This window comes from Candidatus Methylomirabilota bacterium, from assembly GCA_035709005.1.
Lineage (GTDB): Bacteria > Methylomirabilota > Methylomirabilia > Rokubacteriales > CSP1-6 > 40CM-4-69-5.
On sequence record DASTFB010000087.1, the window covers coordinates 176745 to 191454 of the forward strand.

At 69.1% G+C, this 14710-nt stretch carries 11 protein-coding genes and 1 pseudogene; 4 read left to right on the forward strand and 8 right to left on the reverse strand.

The features are described 5' to 3' along the window. Positions 1-4: 4 nt before the first annotated feature. Positions 5-190, forward strand: a pseudogene (locus tag VFR64_15920) (glutaredoxin domain-containing protein). Here the strand turns inward: VFR64_15920 and VFR64_15925 are convergent. From VFR64_15925 to VFR64_15950, 6 genes are all read right to left on the reverse strand, one after another. After that, positions 180-1532, reverse strand: a complete 1353-nt coding sequence (locus VFR64_15925; GenBank protein ID HET9491227.1) for a tetratricopeptide repeat protein — start codon at positions 1530-1532, stop codon at positions 180-182. The pseudogene VFR64_15920 and the gene VFR64_15925 overlap by 11 nt on opposite strands. Then, positions 1522-5919 carry a VWA domain-containing protein gene (locus VFR64_15930; protein ID HET9491228.1) on the reverse strand — a complete coding sequence of 1466 codons (4398 nt, stop codon included), beginning with the start codon at positions 5917-5919 and terminating at the stop codon, positions 1522-1524. Before VFR64_15930 ends, VFR64_15925 begins: the two co-directional genes overlap by 11 nt. Before the next feature lie 10 nt (positions 5920-5929). Further along, positions 5930-6820 (reverse strand): DUF58 domain-containing protein, encoded by an 891-nt coding sequence (locus tag VFR64_15935; protein HET9491229.1) that lies wholly within the window; start codon positions 6818-6820, stop codon positions 5930-5932. 3 nt (positions 6821-6823) lie between these two features. After that, complete coding sequence (locus VFR64_15940) at positions 6824-8284, reverse strand: hypothetical protein (protein ID HET9491230.1); 1461 nt, start codon at positions 8282-8284, stop codon at positions 6824-6826. Positions 8285-8299: 15 nt separating this feature from the next. Next, positions 8300-9313 (reverse strand): AAA family ATPase, encoded by a 1014-nt coding sequence (locus tag VFR64_15945; GenBank protein ID HET9491231.1) that lies wholly within the window; start codon positions 9311-9313, stop codon positions 8300-8302. A 139-nt stretch (positions 9314-9452) separates the two neighbouring features. Then, the gene (locus tag VFR64_15950; protein ID HET9491232.1) at positions 9453-10511 is read right to left on the reverse strand and encodes a glycosyltransferase; all 1059 of its coding nucleotides are present in this window, start codon (positions 10509-10511) and stop codon (positions 9453-9455) included. Positions 10512-10603: 92 nt separating this feature from the next. Between VFR64_15950 and VFR64_15955 the strand changes: the two genes are divergently transcribed. The 3 genes from VFR64_15955 (at position 10604) to VFR64_15965 (ending at position 12731) form a co-directional block, all read left to right on the forward strand. After that, entirely contained in the window at positions 10604-10888 is a 285-nt protein-coding gene (locus VFR64_15955; protein HET9491233.1) for a zf-HC2 domain-containing protein, read from the forward strand. A 155-nt stretch (positions 10889-11043) separates the two neighbouring features. Continuing rightward, positions 11044-12159, forward strand: coding sequence for a transglutaminase domain-containing protein (locus VFR64_15960; protein ID HET9491234.1), 1116 nt, complete (start codon positions 11044-11046; stop codon positions 12157-12159). 26 nt (positions 12160-12185) lie between these two features. Then, complete coding sequence (locus tag VFR64_15965) at positions 12186-12731, forward strand: TlpA disulfide reductase family protein (GenBank protein ID HET9491235.1); 546 nt, start codon at positions 12186-12188, stop codon at positions 12729-12731. Here the strand turns inward: VFR64_15965 and selD are convergent. Both selD and VFR64_15975 read right to left on the reverse strand, forming a co-directional pair. Further along, positions 12721-13779 (reverse strand): selenide, water dikinase SelD, encoded by a 1059-nt coding sequence (gene selD, locus VFR64_15970; GenBank protein ID HET9491236.1) that lies wholly within the window; start codon positions 13777-13779, stop codon positions 12721-12723. The genes VFR64_15965 and selD overlap by 11 nt on opposite strands. Then, positions 13776-14690, reverse strand: coding sequence for a selenium metabolism-associated LysR family transcriptional regulator (locus VFR64_15975; GenBank protein HET9491237.1), 915 nt, complete (start codon positions 14688-14690; stop codon positions 13776-13778). Before VFR64_15975 ends, selD begins: the two co-directional genes overlap by 4 nt. Positions 14691-14710 lie beyond the last annotated feature (20 nt).

The window sequence follows — 14710 nt, forward strand, 5'->3', positions numbered from 1 at the left end:
CGCGGCGAAAGAGTTTCTTTCGTCTCAGGGTGTCCCGTATCGGGACGTGAACGTCGTCGAGAGCGCCGAAGCCAGGGAAGAACTGGCCCGCCTCACCGGACGGATGTCCATCCCCGTCATCGTGGTCGACGGTCAGGTCGTCGTCGGCTTCGACAAGACCCGACTGGAGCGGCTACTGGCTAGTCCTTGAGCTGGCTCTTCAGCTTGCGAAGGTGCTGACGAGCGACATCGACCCAGTCCTTCTGGGCGGGGATCTGTGAGGCCAATGCGATGTAGCGCTCCCACTGGGCGATCGCTTCCCGCGGATCCACCTTCTCGTAGACGAGGGCCAGGTTGTAGAGCGCCTCCGCGTGCGCGGGCTCGGCCTCGATCACCCGCCCGTACTCCTCGATGGCCTCCTTGTACAGTCCTTTCTCCTCGTAGACCTCGCCCAGCCCCATCCGCGCCTCGACGGACCGCGGGTCCAGCTCGATCGCGCGCTTGTAGGCGTTCACCGATTCATAGTAGAGACCCTTTTCGCTGTGATAGATCTTCCCGAGGCTCACGTGGACGCGGGGACTGACCGCGTTGAAGGTCAGGGCCCGCTGATACGCGTTGATGGCGCCGTCCACGTCCCCTTTGGCGGCGAGCGCGTCGCCCAGTCCGACATGCGCCTCGGCGTAGAACGGACGGCGCTCGATGGCCTTCTGATACGCCTCCACCGCCTGGTCGAACAGCCGCCGGGGCGCGGACAGGAGCAGATCTCCCAACGCCTTGTAGGGCTCGGGATACGTCGCGTCGAGCTGTGTGGCCGCCCGGTACTGGGCGGCCGCCTTCCAGCGGTTGCCGAGGGCTTGATGCACCCGCCCCAGCGAGTACTGCGCCACCACGAAGTTGGGGTCGGCCTCGATGGCCCGCGCCAGAAGATCGGCCGCGCTCTCGTTGCCTTCTTGACCGCCGCGAGCGGCCGCCTGCTGGCTCCGCGAGTACAGCTCCAGCGCGCGGACCGATGTGGTGGGGCGTGTCGCCTTCTCGATGCGGGCCGTGTCGGCCTCGCTCAGCGTCACCTTCATGGTTCGGATGTAGGCAATGACGAGGGCCGGCAACCGGGTGGCCAGCTCATCGGCAGGAACAGTCAAGGGTTCCAGCCCCAGCGCGTCGCCTCCGGCGGCCTTCACGTTGAGCAGCCGGGCGTTCACGGTGAGGTCGGAGCCGACCCGGACCACTGTTCCGAACAGGGCCATGTCGGCGCCTAGAGAGCGGGCGGCCTGGCCCACGGCACCCTCGCCCCAGGCCTCCGGCTGCCCGAATGCCTTGAGCCGGGCCGGGTCGATCTGGACGACCCCCGCGTGCTGGGTCAGCCCCAGGCGTAGTACCTCGGCCACTCCCTGCCCCGTCCAGGACCAGTCCGGCCCGGCGGCCGCCGCGTCGAACGGAACCACGAGCACGACGTGCGTCTTGACCGCGGGGGCGGCCCCGGCCGGCTGCTGCATTACCAGGACCGTCAGCACGACAGTCAAGAGTGCGAACCGGTGCCGGAGGTCACGTACCATCACGCCCTCCCTCCGCTGGTCGAGCTCCGCGACGCCGGGGCCGGAGCGCCGTCACCCACCGCACGGTTCCGGCGCCGAGCCGCCGCAGCGCGATCTCCGGAATCAACAGCACCGCCACCGCCCCGACCAGCCAGGGCCACACGTCGACGGGAATCCGGGATTGGCGGCGTGACTTCAAAAATGCCTCGCGCGGCTGGCCGAGCGGGCCGCCGTTGGACAGCTCGGCCAGCTCCCGCAGGGCCGTCTCGTCCACCCCGAGGTCCCGGAGCTCTTGAGCATACGGTATCACCAGTCCGGCCAGTTGCGAGCCGATCACGCGATCGTTCCGGCGCTGGGCGGTCCCGATCAGGTAGACCCCCTCCTGAGGGGCCGGAAAGCGGCCCCGGTACTTGCCGGGCGCCACCTGCTCGAGATCGATGACCGTGCGCTCACGATTGGGCGCCACGACGCCGACCTGCGAATCGAGGAAGTTGATGAACTCCCCTTTGGCGTCGACGGCATCGACCACGACCTCACCCATGCCGTCGCGGCGCTCCACCAGGGCGACGGTATCCGAGCGCGAGGAGCTCCGCAGCGTCCACCGGGTGAGCTGGGCCCAAAACTTGTTGAAGTCCCGCCAGCGCAGCCACAGGACGCCCCACTTGGCCTTGGCGTCGGAGGTGAACGCCGCCGTCCGCCCCAGTCCGTAACGCCACGTGGCCAGGACGGGATCCTCCTGATGGCTCATGAGGACGAGCTCGGCGCTGCCCTTCACGGTCGTGGCCACGTAGCCGCCCAGCGGCGGCGCCGCGCGCCAGTCGATGTCCTGCATGGCCTCGTGAGCCGGCGCGGTGAGCTGGGGACGGAACGGCTGCTCGATCAACGAGGCCTTGGACGCCAGTTGCGTCTCCAGGGTGAAGATGCGGGGGATCGTCTGGGAGTCCTCGGTGTAATAGAACCGCCCCCGCCCCCACTTGGCGATGTCGACCATGAGCTGCAGGTCGGCGTCCTTGCCGATGGCCACCGTCGACACGGTGATCTTGTCCTTGGCCATGCGGCGGAGGAGGCCGCTGAAGTCGCCGCGCGTCATCTGGCCATCGGACAGGAAGATGACGTGCTTGAGTAGCGCGGGACGCTCGAACAATACCGAATAGGAGTCCTTGAGCGCGGGATACCCGTCCGTGCCCCCGCCGGCTTTGATCGTGGCGATGGCGTGGTGGACGGCCGCCCGGTCGCGGGCCGTCCGGATGGCGGAATCCCAGAGGAACTCGGTGTCCCAGCTCTGCACGCCGACCTCGTTGCGGTCGTCGAGGAGGTCCACGACGAGGTGGGCCGCCTCCTTGGCAACGTCGAGCTTGGTGACCTTCTCATCGCCGGTCGACATGGCCATCGAGCCCGACCGGTCGATCGACAGGACGACGGCCAGACTCGGGATCTCGACCTTCTGCTTGACCTCCATCGTGACCGGCAGGGCTTCCTCGACCGGGGTGCGATAGTAGCCGCCCAGGCCGAAGCTCTCCTCGCCGCCAACCATGATGAGGCCGCCCCCGTAATCGCGGACGTAATCCCGGATGTTGCCCATCTGGGATCGGCTGAGCTTGAGCGAGGAGACGTTGGAGAGAATGAGGCCGTCGTACCTCTGCAAGCCCGCCACGTCCTTGGGGATCCCGCTGGCCTCGACCACGGTCACGTCGATGTTCTGTGAGCGCAGGGCGGCGACCAGGGACCGGGCGTGGCTCTTGTCCTTCTCGGCGAGCAATACCTGGGGCCGGCCGCGCACGACCACCGTTCCGACCGCGCGGTTGTTGTCCTCGATGGTGTCGCCGCCGACCTCGAGCGCCGCCTGGTAGACGTGGATCCCGCTGTGATCCAGCGACTGGCGATAGCTGAAGACGTTCTTGCCGGCGGTGAGGCGGACCACCTGGGAGCCCAGGAACTCGCCGTTCCGGAACAGGGACAGGCGACCCTGCGTGTCCTTGAGGCTCCACGCCACCACCTTGGCCTGGAAGGGTTCGCCGAACTTCACCTCCTGTGGCAGGACCAGCGACTCGGCGACCACCTCCTGCTCGAACGTGAGCGGGGCCGGCACATAATAGATGTCCGCGCCGGCCGCCTTGGCGGCCTGGGCGGCGGCCAAGGCGGTGCCGCTGGTCTGACGACCGTCGGTGAGCATGACGATCCGGTTGGCGTGTCCGGGTGGCAGCGTGGCCAGGGCCAACTGGACAGCCTGGAACAGGTTCGTCCCCCGTCCGGCCACCTCGGCCTTGGGCCGCTCCAGCGTGGTGCGACTGGCCAGGGGTTGATCGACGACGGCGTCCTCCCCGAAGACGACCACGCCCGCCCGGTCGCCGCTGCGCATGGACTTCACGGACTCGGCGGCGAACCGCCAGGCCCGTTCCCGCGCGGCCAGGCTGACGCTGTCCGAGTGGTCGAGGAGGAAGACGACGTTCTGGCGATCGACGAATCGCGGCAAGGTCGGCTTCAGCAGCGTGGAGCACAGGACGACGAGCAGCGCGGCCCGCAATCCCAGGGCCCAGCGGTCGCCGGACGCCCGGGGCAGCAGCGGCCACTGCCCGCTCTGCCGGCGCCAATAGAGCAGCGCTTCGACCAGGAGCAGGAGCACGGCCAGCAGGACGAACAGCTGCCAGAGCTCGCGGTGCACCGGCACCGGCGCCGTCGCCGCGGTTGGCGTGCTCGCGGAGGTCGGCAGCGGTCGGGGCTGGACGTTCGACTCTTCGGCGTTGGACAGGTTGACGGCGACGCGCATCTCGCCCCGTGCCGTGTTGAAGCGATAGATGCCGACGTCCTCGGTATCGGGGAAGCTCACGACGCCGCGGGTGATCTGGGCCTTGATGGTGCGACCGCTCGGGGTGGTGACCGTCACCGAGCTCACCCCGTGCTCTACGGGCAGGAGGATGGGCTGCCCGGTAGCCAGCTGCAGGCTAGACTGATCGAGGGCGGCCGGGTGCAGCCAGCGGAGGCTGTTGGACAGGATCAGCGGAAAGGCCACCCGCAGGGGGAAGTCTGTCTTGAACAGGTCGAAGCCGATGAAGATCGCTTTCCGTTCCGGCTCCTCCAGGGCGTAGACGAGCGGACCGCCGATAGCCTCCACCAGCGGCCGCCCCGGAGCCAGGGGCCGGATGCGCAGCGCGTCCTCGATCACCACCTTGGCCAGCTCGACGTGTCGCATGACCGCGTGGGACCGGTCCCAATCCATGATGCTCGGCCGCTCCAGGCGGCCCAACACCTCCAACGGCACGTCGGGCGGAACCACGTTGACGAAGAAGAAGCGGCCCGGCCCGACCCGGGCCGGCGTCGTCGAGTCCAGCATGACGATGTCGGCCTCGGCCATGCCGCCCTCGTACTGATCAGGCGTGCGGACCTCCAGCGAAACCTGGGGATCCGTCCGGAGGACCTTCTCGAGGAACAGATTGCCGCGGCTGACCAGCAGCACCTGGATCTTGCGCGGGGGCGGGAGCACCGCGAAGGCGACGTCGTCCGATGCCAGGTCGTCGCGCACGTCGATACCCGCCTTCAGCGTGCCGCCCCCCGTATGGCTGAAGGGCAGGACGACCGACCGGCGGATGTTGGGCTCGAGGCTCAACGAGCGTTCGGCGATCGGCGAGCCGTCGAGCTCCAGCCGCAGTGTGAAGGTCTGAGGCTCGGCGGAATAGTTCACCAGTGAGGCGAAGGCCTGATATTCCAGCGCGCCCTGATAGCTCTTGCGGACCGCCAGATTGGTCAGGCCGACGTTGCGCCCGCCGCGCCCGACAGCGATCCAGCGCAGCCGGCTATCGGTCGTCTCCGGCGCCTGGGACAGCGTGAAGGCGCCGTCCGTGAACACGTAGATCTCGGCGCGGGGGTCGGCGCCGACGAGGGCCCGGGCCGTCCGCAGCGCCTCGGGCAGCCGGTTGGGCAGATCGCGCGCCTGGGCCGAGCGAATGGCGGCCAGCGCCCGGTCGCGATCCCGCGACAGCGGCGCCAGCACCCGGGGGTGCGCGCCGGTCTCCACCACCAGGACCTCGGCGCCCTCACCCAGCCGACCGACGAGGGCCGCCGCTTCCGCGCGGGCCGTCGCGAACCGGGACCCGCTACTGTCGCGGGACTTCATCGACGCCGAGGCGTCGAGCACGATCGCCACCTTGCGAGCCCCGTGCCCCATGATGGTCAGCGCGGGCCGGGCCAGGGCCAGGGTCAGCGCCAGCAAGGCCAGGAGTTGGAGCACGAGGAGCGGATCCCGCTGTAACCGCTGAAAGAAGGCCGAAGCCTGCCGGTCGTGCAGCGTCGTCTCCCAGAACAGGAGGCTGGGCACGCGCTGATCGCGACGCCGCACCTTGAGGAAGTAGAGCAGCACCAGGGGCAGCGAGAGGCCGAGAAGGGCGAAGGCCAGCGGTGTCAGAAAGCTCATGCCCGCTCCGTCACCCCAGGACCAGACCCCGCAGGTGGGACAGGACGAACTCCTCCACCGGAGTCTCCGTGCTCACCCGCCGGTATCCGATCTCCTGGGATCGGCAGAAATCTTCGACGCGCTGCAGGAACTCACCGAGGCGCTGGCGATATCTGCGTAGAGCCTCGCCGTCCACGGTGATCTCGAGCATGCTGTCGGTCTCGCTGTCGTGCAGGCGCAGGTCTCCGGCCAGCGTCGGCTGCAACTCCTCGGCGGCCAGGACGTGGATCACGTGCACCTCGAACCGGCGCTCCAGCAGCGCTCGCACCCCGCTCTCGAAGCCGCCGGGGTCGAGCAGGTCGGAGATGACGATGGCCAGCCCCGGCTCGTGGGCGCGGCGGGCGTAGTCGCTGAGCCCCCGGTTGAGGTTGGTGGCCCCGTCGGCCTCCAGCCGCGCCAGGAAATCGACCAGCGTCACGAACTGGTTCCGGCCCCGCGTGGGTGCCCAGCCTTCCGTCACCTTCTCGCGGAGGACACCGACGCCGACGCGCTCCAGGCTGACCAGCCCCACGAAGCCCAGGGCGGACGCGACCCGAGCCGCGTAGCGCAGCTTGGTCGGCTCGCCGAAGGCCATGGAGCTGGACCCGTCGACGAGCAGATGCACGCAGAGGTCTTCCTCGTCGACGAAGAGCTTCACGTGCAGGCGGTTCAGCCGGCCGTAGATGTTCCAGTCGACGTACCGGAGGTCGTCGCCCATCCCGTACGGCCGGTAGTCGGAGAATTCCACGCTCTGCCCTTTGCGGGGGCTGCGTCGTTCCCCCTTCACCCGGCCCCGGAAGGTGCGGCGGGAAGCCAGGGTGAGGCGCTCCAACTGAGCCAGGAACTCTGAGCTGAAGAAGCCGCGGTAGGTGGCCGCCGGCACCGATTATCGCTCGTCGAGCGACTGGAAGTAGTCGCGGATCTGCTCGTGATAGTCGCGGGGCACCTGTTCCCGGACCAACGAATCCTCCATGGCCTTGCGATACTGTCCGATGACGCCCAGATACGTCAGCCGCGAGGGTGTGTGACCGCCACGACCCGTCAGGTTCGTGTCGTAGCCGTCCTTGCGACCCTGGCGGGACTCCCCCTCCACGCCCACGTCGTAGGGGTTGGCGCGCAGGCGCTGGGAGGCCTCGCCCTTGGGCGTGGGGTTCTTGCCCTTGCCCGGCAGCATTCCCTCGCCCTCGCCGAAATCGGGATCCTCGCCCCCCGCCCCGGAGCCGCCGCTACGGCGGTCGCGGTCACGATCGGTCTCCTTCCCGCCGCGGAGCCCGCGCCCCGAGCGCTGCCCTTCCTCCATGGCCCGCAGCTTGTCGAGCGCCTTCTCCATCGCTTCCAGCGCGCGGTCCTGGTCGCCGTACTCCAGCGCCTCCATGCCCTCGCCGACGTCGGAGCTCCAGTCGCCTCCGCCTTTGCGGCCCAGCCGCTCCATCTCCTGCAAGAGTTCGCGCAGCTTCTGCGGGGAGATCTGATCCGGGCGCAAGCCGTCGCGCAGGGCTTTGGACTTGCGGAAGACCATCTTGTACTGGCTGGTGGTGAAGTCCGATTGAAGGTCCGGCAGGCGGTCCACCTGCTCGAGCAGCTTGAGGCGCTCGTCCCCCTTCTTGAGGAAGCTGTTGAAATCTGGCCGCTGATTGCCCAGCGAGGTGTCCTTGAAGAGGGCGCTGAGATCTCCGGCCGTCGGCGCCCCGCCGCCCGCCGTGCGCGCCATGTAATCCCGCTCTTCCAACGGGGACCGCCGCAGGCGGTCCCGCGTCGCCGCGGGCTGGTCCTGCTGCAGCAGGTCGCCGCCCGAACGGTCCACCGCATCCTCGTCCTCGGTCGTGGAGGTGAGGTCGAACAGGCTGGCGGACGGCAGGGGCACGGCCGGACTCAAGAAGAGGATGAGCACCACCAGCGCCAGCGCCGGCAGCCACTTCACCTCACGGGGCAGCACCCGCGGCACGATTTGACGCGGGGTCAGTCGGGCCGCGTGAGCGCGGGCATCGGCGATCAGAGCCTCCACCAGCGGAGTCCGGTCGGCGCGGCCCGCCCACTCCAGGGCGGTGGTGGCGCGGTCGTGGAGCCCGAAGGCGCGATCGCCCAGCCGGGCCGCGTCCAGCGAACTGACGCCGCGGCTCAAACCCCAGAGACCACCGGCCAGCAGCCCGGCCAGCACGACCGCACCGGCCACGACCGGCGCCCACGGACCGATCACCACCTTGAAGAGCAGGACGACGACGCCGGTCACGGCGCCCCAGAACACGCCGCGCAGGGCGAAGTGCTCGGCCCGGCGCCAGCGTACCTGGCTGGCGATACCGCGTACGAGCGCGTCGAGCTCGGGATGCAGGTCGCTGTCGGCCATCATGACCTCCGGCTGCGATCAGCGGAGAAAGGGCTCTTTGCTCCGCGCCGTGTGCTGCTCGATGCTCTCGACGACGTCGCCGATGAGCGAGTCGATGTCCACGGCCTCGGCTTCGCCCTCGAAGTTCAGGATCACGCGGTGCCGCAGCGCCGGCGCGGCCAGCGCCTTCAAGTCGTCAGCGCTCACATTGAACCGTCCCTGACACAGCGCTCGCACCTTGGCGCCCAGCACGAGGGCCTGGGCGCCCCGCGGGCTCGCGCCGTAGCGGACGAAACGCCGCGTGACGTCGGGGGCGTGCTCCCACTCCGGATGCGTGGCCATGATGATGGCCGAAGCGAAGTCGCGCACGTGGGAGGCGATCGGCACTTCACGGATCAGCTCCCGGTAGCCGAGCACCGCCGGCCCGTTCATCACCCGGTTCACCGCCACCTGGCGGGTCTGGGTCGTGCGCTCGACGATCGCGTTGAGCTCCTCGATGGCCGGATACCGCACGCGCAGCTTGAAGATGAAGCGGTCCAGCTGAGCCTCGGGCAGCGGGTAGGTTCCCTCCATCTCGATGGGATTCTGCGTGGCCAGGACGAAGAACGGCCCCGGCAGTGGCCGGGAAGCCCCGCCCACCGTGACGTAGCCTTCCTGCATGCCCTCGAGCAACGCCGACTGCGTCTTGGGAGTGGCCCGGTTGATCTCGTCGGCCAGCAGGATGTGGGCGAAGATGGGACCGTGCTGAAATTCGAAGTGCTTTCGACCCGCGGCATCCTCGACGATCATGTTCGTGCCGATGATGTCGGCGGGCATGAGGTCCGGTGTGAACTGGATGCGCGAGAAGGACAGCTCCAGGCCTTCGGCCAGCGTCTTGATGAGCAGTGTCTTGCCGAGGCCGGGCACGCCTTCCAGCAGCAGGTGCCCGCCCGCGAACATCCCGATGAGCACGTGCTCGATGATCTCGCGCTGCCCGACGATGACCTTCTCGACCTCACCGCGCAGCGCGTTGAAGCCGCCGACGAACTCCTGGACCCGGGCCTCCTGCGTCATCGAGCCCTCCGCTCTCCGGGAGCGGGGGTGACACCCCAGGCGCCCGGCCGCTTGATCTGTCTTGATTCTATCGTCAGACGCAAGGTGCTTGCCAAAAGAACCGACGCACCCGGCCGCCAACCCGACGGGGACAGCGCCGTCACCCGGCGGTTCCCAGGTGCAAGACCGGCAGCAGGCGTCGATAGACCTCGACGTAGCCGCTGATTTCCCGCTCGGGCGGATAGAGCGTGGTCACCCGGGCGCGCCCGGCGGCACCCAGGCGCGCGCGGAGCACGGGATCGGCGGCGAGCCGCGCGGCCTGGGCCTCGAGCTCGTCGTCGCTTCTGAAGAGGAGGCCGGTGACGTCATCCTCGATGAGCGAGCGGTTGCCCTCGATGTCGGCCGCGAGCACGGCGCGGCCGGCCGCGAGCGCCTCCAGCACCGAGTTGGCCATGCCGCCCTCGGAGAGCGAGCAGTTCAGGACGACGTCGGCCTGGGCGAGCAGCGAGGCCATCTGGGCGTGCGGCACGACCCCCAGGAAGCGCGTCCACGGCCGGTCCGCGAGCGCGGCGAGCAAGGCCTGACCCTCGTCGGCATCGAGGATCGGCCCCGCGTAGAGCAGCCGCAACTCCGGTCGTCGCGCGGCCAGCCGACCGAGGGGGGCCAGGGGCAGCCGCGGCCGCTTCACCGCACGGATCCCGCCGGGGAGGACGATGAGCAGCCGATCGTCGGGCAACGACCACCGGACCGCGAGATCGAACGGCTCACCCTCGGGGGGCGCCGCGGCCTGGGGCACCACCACCAGCCGGGAGCGCACATCGGGCAGCGTGGCGGCGACACGCTCGCCGATGGAGCCGTGAAACACCACGGTCGTCGCGGCTCCTTCCAGCACGCGACGCACCGCGGGGGCGCGTTCGGGATCGAAGAGGTCGTGGTTGACGTCCGTCCCTGTCAGCGTCACGACCAGGGGAAGCTCCATCCGACGGGCCAGTCGGAGGGCGAAGGGGCCGACGCGAAACGCGTGGAAGGCGTGAATCACGCCCGGTCGATACGCCTCGACGGCGACCTCGACCTCCGCCTCGGGCGTGGCCGAGAGATCCCAGAGGCGGAGCTCTACACCGCGCTGGCGCAGGCCGCGGGCCACACGATCGGCGGTGACGGCATTGCCGCGGACCGACGGAAAGGCGAATGGCGCGAGCAGCGCGATCCGCGACGCCATGCGTCCCGAGGATACGTTGAACGCGTGGGGCCGTCCAGAGGCCGGGAAAGAATCCCCCCGGCGTGGTCCGACATCTCCATATAATGATGGCGATGGCGGACGCTCGGGAGCCCTCAGGCCCGGCCGGGGCGACACCCTCCGAGATGGAGTGCCGCCGGATTGCGGAGCTGTTGGCGGACTATCTCGATGGTTCCCTTCCCCGACATACCGCCGAGCTGCTGGAGTGGCACATCGACGGCTGCGCTCCCTGCGTCGCCTTCCTCAACACGTATCGCGGGACCATTCGCGCCACCCGCAGCCTCATGCACGTCGAGGTACCACCCGAGCTGAAGCAACGCCTGCTGACCGTTTTGCGGTCTCAGCGTCCCTCGCCGTAGCTGCCGAAGCCGGCACTGACATCGGTCTTCCCGATAACCCCACTGTGATTCGATCTATATTTCCGATTTGGCCTCAGCAGAAATCGTCGCATCATTTCGGGTCGTTCCACCACACCGCTGTCAGCGGCCGCCCCGACTGGGAAAGGAGCTTCAGCATGAATCGACGTACGTTCCTGAAGACCACGACGGCGCTCTCGGGGCTTGCCACTTTGTCGGGCTGGCCAGCCGGCGGCTCGCCGGCCCACGCGCAGGACAAGACGTTCGATCCTCGTCCGGGCAACTGGCGGACCTTCGAGGTCACGCATCGCATCGAGGTCCAGTGGCCCAAGGGCGTGACCCGGGCATGGCTGCCGGTGCCGTCGGTGAACACCGAGTACCAGCAAGTCCTCGATAACCGGTGGTCGGGCAACGCCCGGACTGCGCAGCTCCTGACCGAGCCGAAGTACCGCGCCGTGATCCTCTCCGCCGAGTTCGCCAAAGGTGAGCAGAACCCCGCGCTCGAGATGGTGAGCCGGTTCAAGACTCAAGACCGCGCCGTGGATTGGGCCCGCAAGGGCCCGGTGAAGGAGGATCCGGCCGCCCTGGCATTCTGGACGCAGCCGACCGAGCTACTGCCCACGGACGGCATCGTCCGCGACACCGCCTTGACGATCACCAAGGGCGCGTCAGGGGATGTGGAGAAGGCGCGGGCCCTCTACGACTGGGTGGTCAACAACGCCTACCGCGAACCGAAGGTCCGCGGCTGCGGTGTCGGCGACGTCCGGACCATGCTGGAGACCAAGAGCTTCGGCGGCAAGTGCGCGGACATCAACGCCCTGTTCGTGGCTCTCGCCCGCGCGGCCGGGCTCCCGGCCCGGGACATCTATGGCGTCCGCGTTGCCGCCTCGGCGTTCGGGTACAAGGCGCTGGGCACCGGCAGTCCCAATGTCACTCGCGCCCAGCACTGCCGGGCCGACGTGTTCCTGCGCGAATACGGCTGGGTGGCGATGGACCCGGCCGACGTCGCCAAGGTGGCCCGGGAAGAGACCAGCGAGTGGCTCAAGGTGGATCATCCGCTCGTCAAGACGGTCCGTCCAAAGCTGTTCGGAAGCTGGGAGGGCAACTGGCTCGCCTACAACATGGCCCACGATGTGACCCTGCCGAACGCCACCGTGAAGAGCAAGCTGGGCTTTCTCATGTATCCCCAGGGCGAGAGCGACGAGGGCCGGTTCGACCCCTACGACCCGGACAACTTCAAGTACACCATCACGGCACGCGAGATCAGCGCCTGAGTCGCATCGGGGCCGGAGGTCGCGCGTTGCTGGGGCCACCGGCCCCCGTTGCGGGCCGGGATCGCCTCGTACGTCTGGTCGCCGCCGCCATCGTCCTGGCGCTCGCCGGCCTGGCCGGGGCGGAGAACATCGATCGCTTCCGGCCATGGCCAGGGCCCACTCCGCCTCTCGAGCTCCAGGATCTGGCCGGGAATCGCCATGTCCTGACGCAGTACAGCGGCTCTGTCGTCCTGATCAATTTCTGGGCGACGTGGTGCCCGCCCTGCCGTGATGAGATGCCCTCCATCCAGCGGCTCCGCGAGAGCCTGGCCGGCCAGCCGTTCGTCGTCCTGGGCGTGAACTATGGCGAGTCGGTTTCGCGTATCACGAGCTTTCTCAAGCAGGTGCCCGTGGACTTTCCCATGCTGCGCGACCCCCGCCATGAGGCCATCGAGGCCTGGCGGGTCCGTACGCTGCCGGCCAGCTTCCTCGTCGGCCCCGACGGGCTGGTTCGGTACTGGGTGGTGGGCGAGCTGGACTGGGCCGCTGACGACGTGGTCGCCCGCGTGCGAGGGCTGTTGCCTAAGCGGTGACGCGAATGACGGGCTCGGCGACGACGACGCCGATCTCGGCACAGGCCTCACCCCGCGCGGCGATTTCCCGGTGAACCTCGTTGGCGCGCTCCGGATCTACGGAGAAGAGGAGCCCGCCGGACGTCTCCGCTTCGAACAGGAGCGAGGCCAGCGCCGGGGCCACCGCCCCGTCGATCGTGAGCCGCGGGCCGAAGAGACCTTCGACGTAACGCCGGTTGCGCCTCATGCCTCCGCTGAAGTGGCCCTTGTCGGCCAGAGCCAGGGCCCCGGGCAATAGCGGCAGCCGGCCGGCCGAGATCTCCAGGCCGGCTCCGGACGCCTCCACCATCTCGCCGGCGTGGCCCAGGAGGCCGAACCCCGTGATGTCCGTCGCGCCTCGGGCGCCGCAAGCGATGGCCACCTGTGCGGCCGCCCGGTTGAGCCTCAGCATGCTGGCGACGGCGCCGGCCAGGACGTCCGCCGGAGCGGCGCCCTCCTTGCCCGCCGTCGTGATGACGCCGGTCCCCAGGGCCTTGGAGAGGAACAGGCGCTGACCCGGCTGCAGACCCCCCTTGACCAGGAGCCGGTCGGGATGCACCCGGCCGGTGACGCACAGGCCGTACTTGGGCTCGTTGTCGACCACCGTGTGGCCGCCGGCCACGACGCCTCCCGCCTCGGCGACTTTGTCGGCGGCGCCCCGGAAGACGTCGGCGATGATGGCCTTGGGCATGTCGCGCGGAAAGCCCGCGATGGCCAGGGCGAAGAGGACCTCGCCGCCCATGGCGTACACATCGGAGATCGCGTTGGCCGCGGCCACTGCGCCCCACACGTAGGCGTCGTCCACGACGGGCGGGAAGAAGTCGAGCGTCTCGACGATGGCCAGATCGGGCGCCAACCGGTAGACGGCCGCGTCGTCGGCCCGGCCCAGGCCCACCAGCAAGTGCTCGTGGGCCGGCGTGCGATCGGCCTTGAGGACGGCCAGCACCTCCTGGAGATCTCCAGGAGCCATCTTGGACGCTCACCCCGCGCAGGAGGCGTAGGCGGTGAGGCGGATGTCCTTGCCCGTCACGGGTCTTGCGATGCGCGCTCGCGCGCCTGCGATTCCACGAATTCCAGGAACGCCTGGGCCAGAGGCGAACGACTGCGATCGCGATGAGTGACCAGGTGGAACGACCGGCTTACGCCGAGATCCCGAACGGCCAGGCAGACGAGGAGCCGCGCCCGGCACTCGTCCTCGACCGCCAGCCTGGACACGAGTGACACGCCGAGGCCCGCGCGCACCGCCTGCTTCACGGCCTGGGCGGAGCCCATCTCGCCCGCCACGCGCAGGGCGGACAGGTCGGTGCCGGCCTCGGCGAGCGCTCGCTCCAGCGCCTGGCGAGTCCCCGAGCCGCGCTCGCGCAGCACCAGCGGCTCGGTCCGGACGTCGGCCAGCGTCACGCTCTGCCGCGAGCTCCACGGATGATCGGGTGGCACGATGATCACCAGACGGTCCGCCAACAGCTCCCGGGCGACCAGGGCCCGGCTATCCGGACGGGCGCCCACCATCCCTATCTCCACGCGGCCTTCCTGCACCCACTCGCTGACCTGCTGACTAGCGCCGACACGGAGGCGGATGGAGACCTCGGGGTACTTGGCTTTGAACTGCCCGATGAGGGCGGGAAGAATGTACTCGCCCGGGATCGTGCTTCCCCCCACCTCCAGCTCGCCGATGAGCCGGCCCTGGAACTGGTCGATGGCCTGACGGGCTTCGCGCATGAGGACCAGGACGCGATGGGCGTACTCCAGCAGCAGCTCCCCCGCGCGGGTGGGCACGGCACCCCGACCCAGCCGATCGAGTAGTTGCACGCCCAGATCCTCCTCGAGAGCGCGCACGTGCTCGGAGACCGTCGGCTGGGTGAGGAAGAGCGCTTCAGCAGCGCGCGAAAAGCTCCGCAGCTCGGCGACCTTCACGAACACCTCGAGCCGGCGGAGATCCATGAGGGGGCGGCCCTTCAGGG

Coding starts and splice junctions, on each gene's coding strand:
- VFR64_15925 (HET9491227.1), bottom strand. CDS start 1,532: ATGGTACGTGACCTCCGGCACCGGTTCGCACTCTTGACTGTCGTGCTG.
- VFR64_15930 (HET9491228.1), bottom strand. CDS start 5,919: ATGAGCTTTCTGACACCGCTGGCCTTCGCCCTTCTCGGCCTCTCGCTG.
- VFR64_15940 (HET9491230.1), bottom strand. CDS start 8,284: ATGATGGCCGACAGCGACCTGCATCCCGAGCTCGACGCGCTCGTACGC.
- VFR64_15945 (HET9491231.1), bottom strand. CDS start 9,313: ATGACGCAGGAGGCCCGGGTCCAGGAGTTCGTCGGCGGCTTCAACGCG.
- VFR64_15950 (HET9491232.1), bottom strand. CDS start 10,511: ATGGCGTCGCGGATCGCGCTGCTCGCGCCATTCGCCTTTCCGTCGGTC.
- VFR64_15955 (HET9491233.1), top strand. CDS start 10,604: ATGGCGGACGCTCGGGAGCCCTCAGGCCCGGCCGGGGCGACACCCTCC.
- VFR64_15960 (HET9491234.1), top strand. CDS start 11,044: ATGAATCGACGTACGTTCCTGAAGACCACGACGGCGCTCTCGGGGCTT.
- VFR64_15975 (HET9491237.1), bottom strand. CDS start 14,690: ATGGATCTCCGCCGGCTCGAGGTGTTCGTGAAGGTCGCCGAGCTGCGG.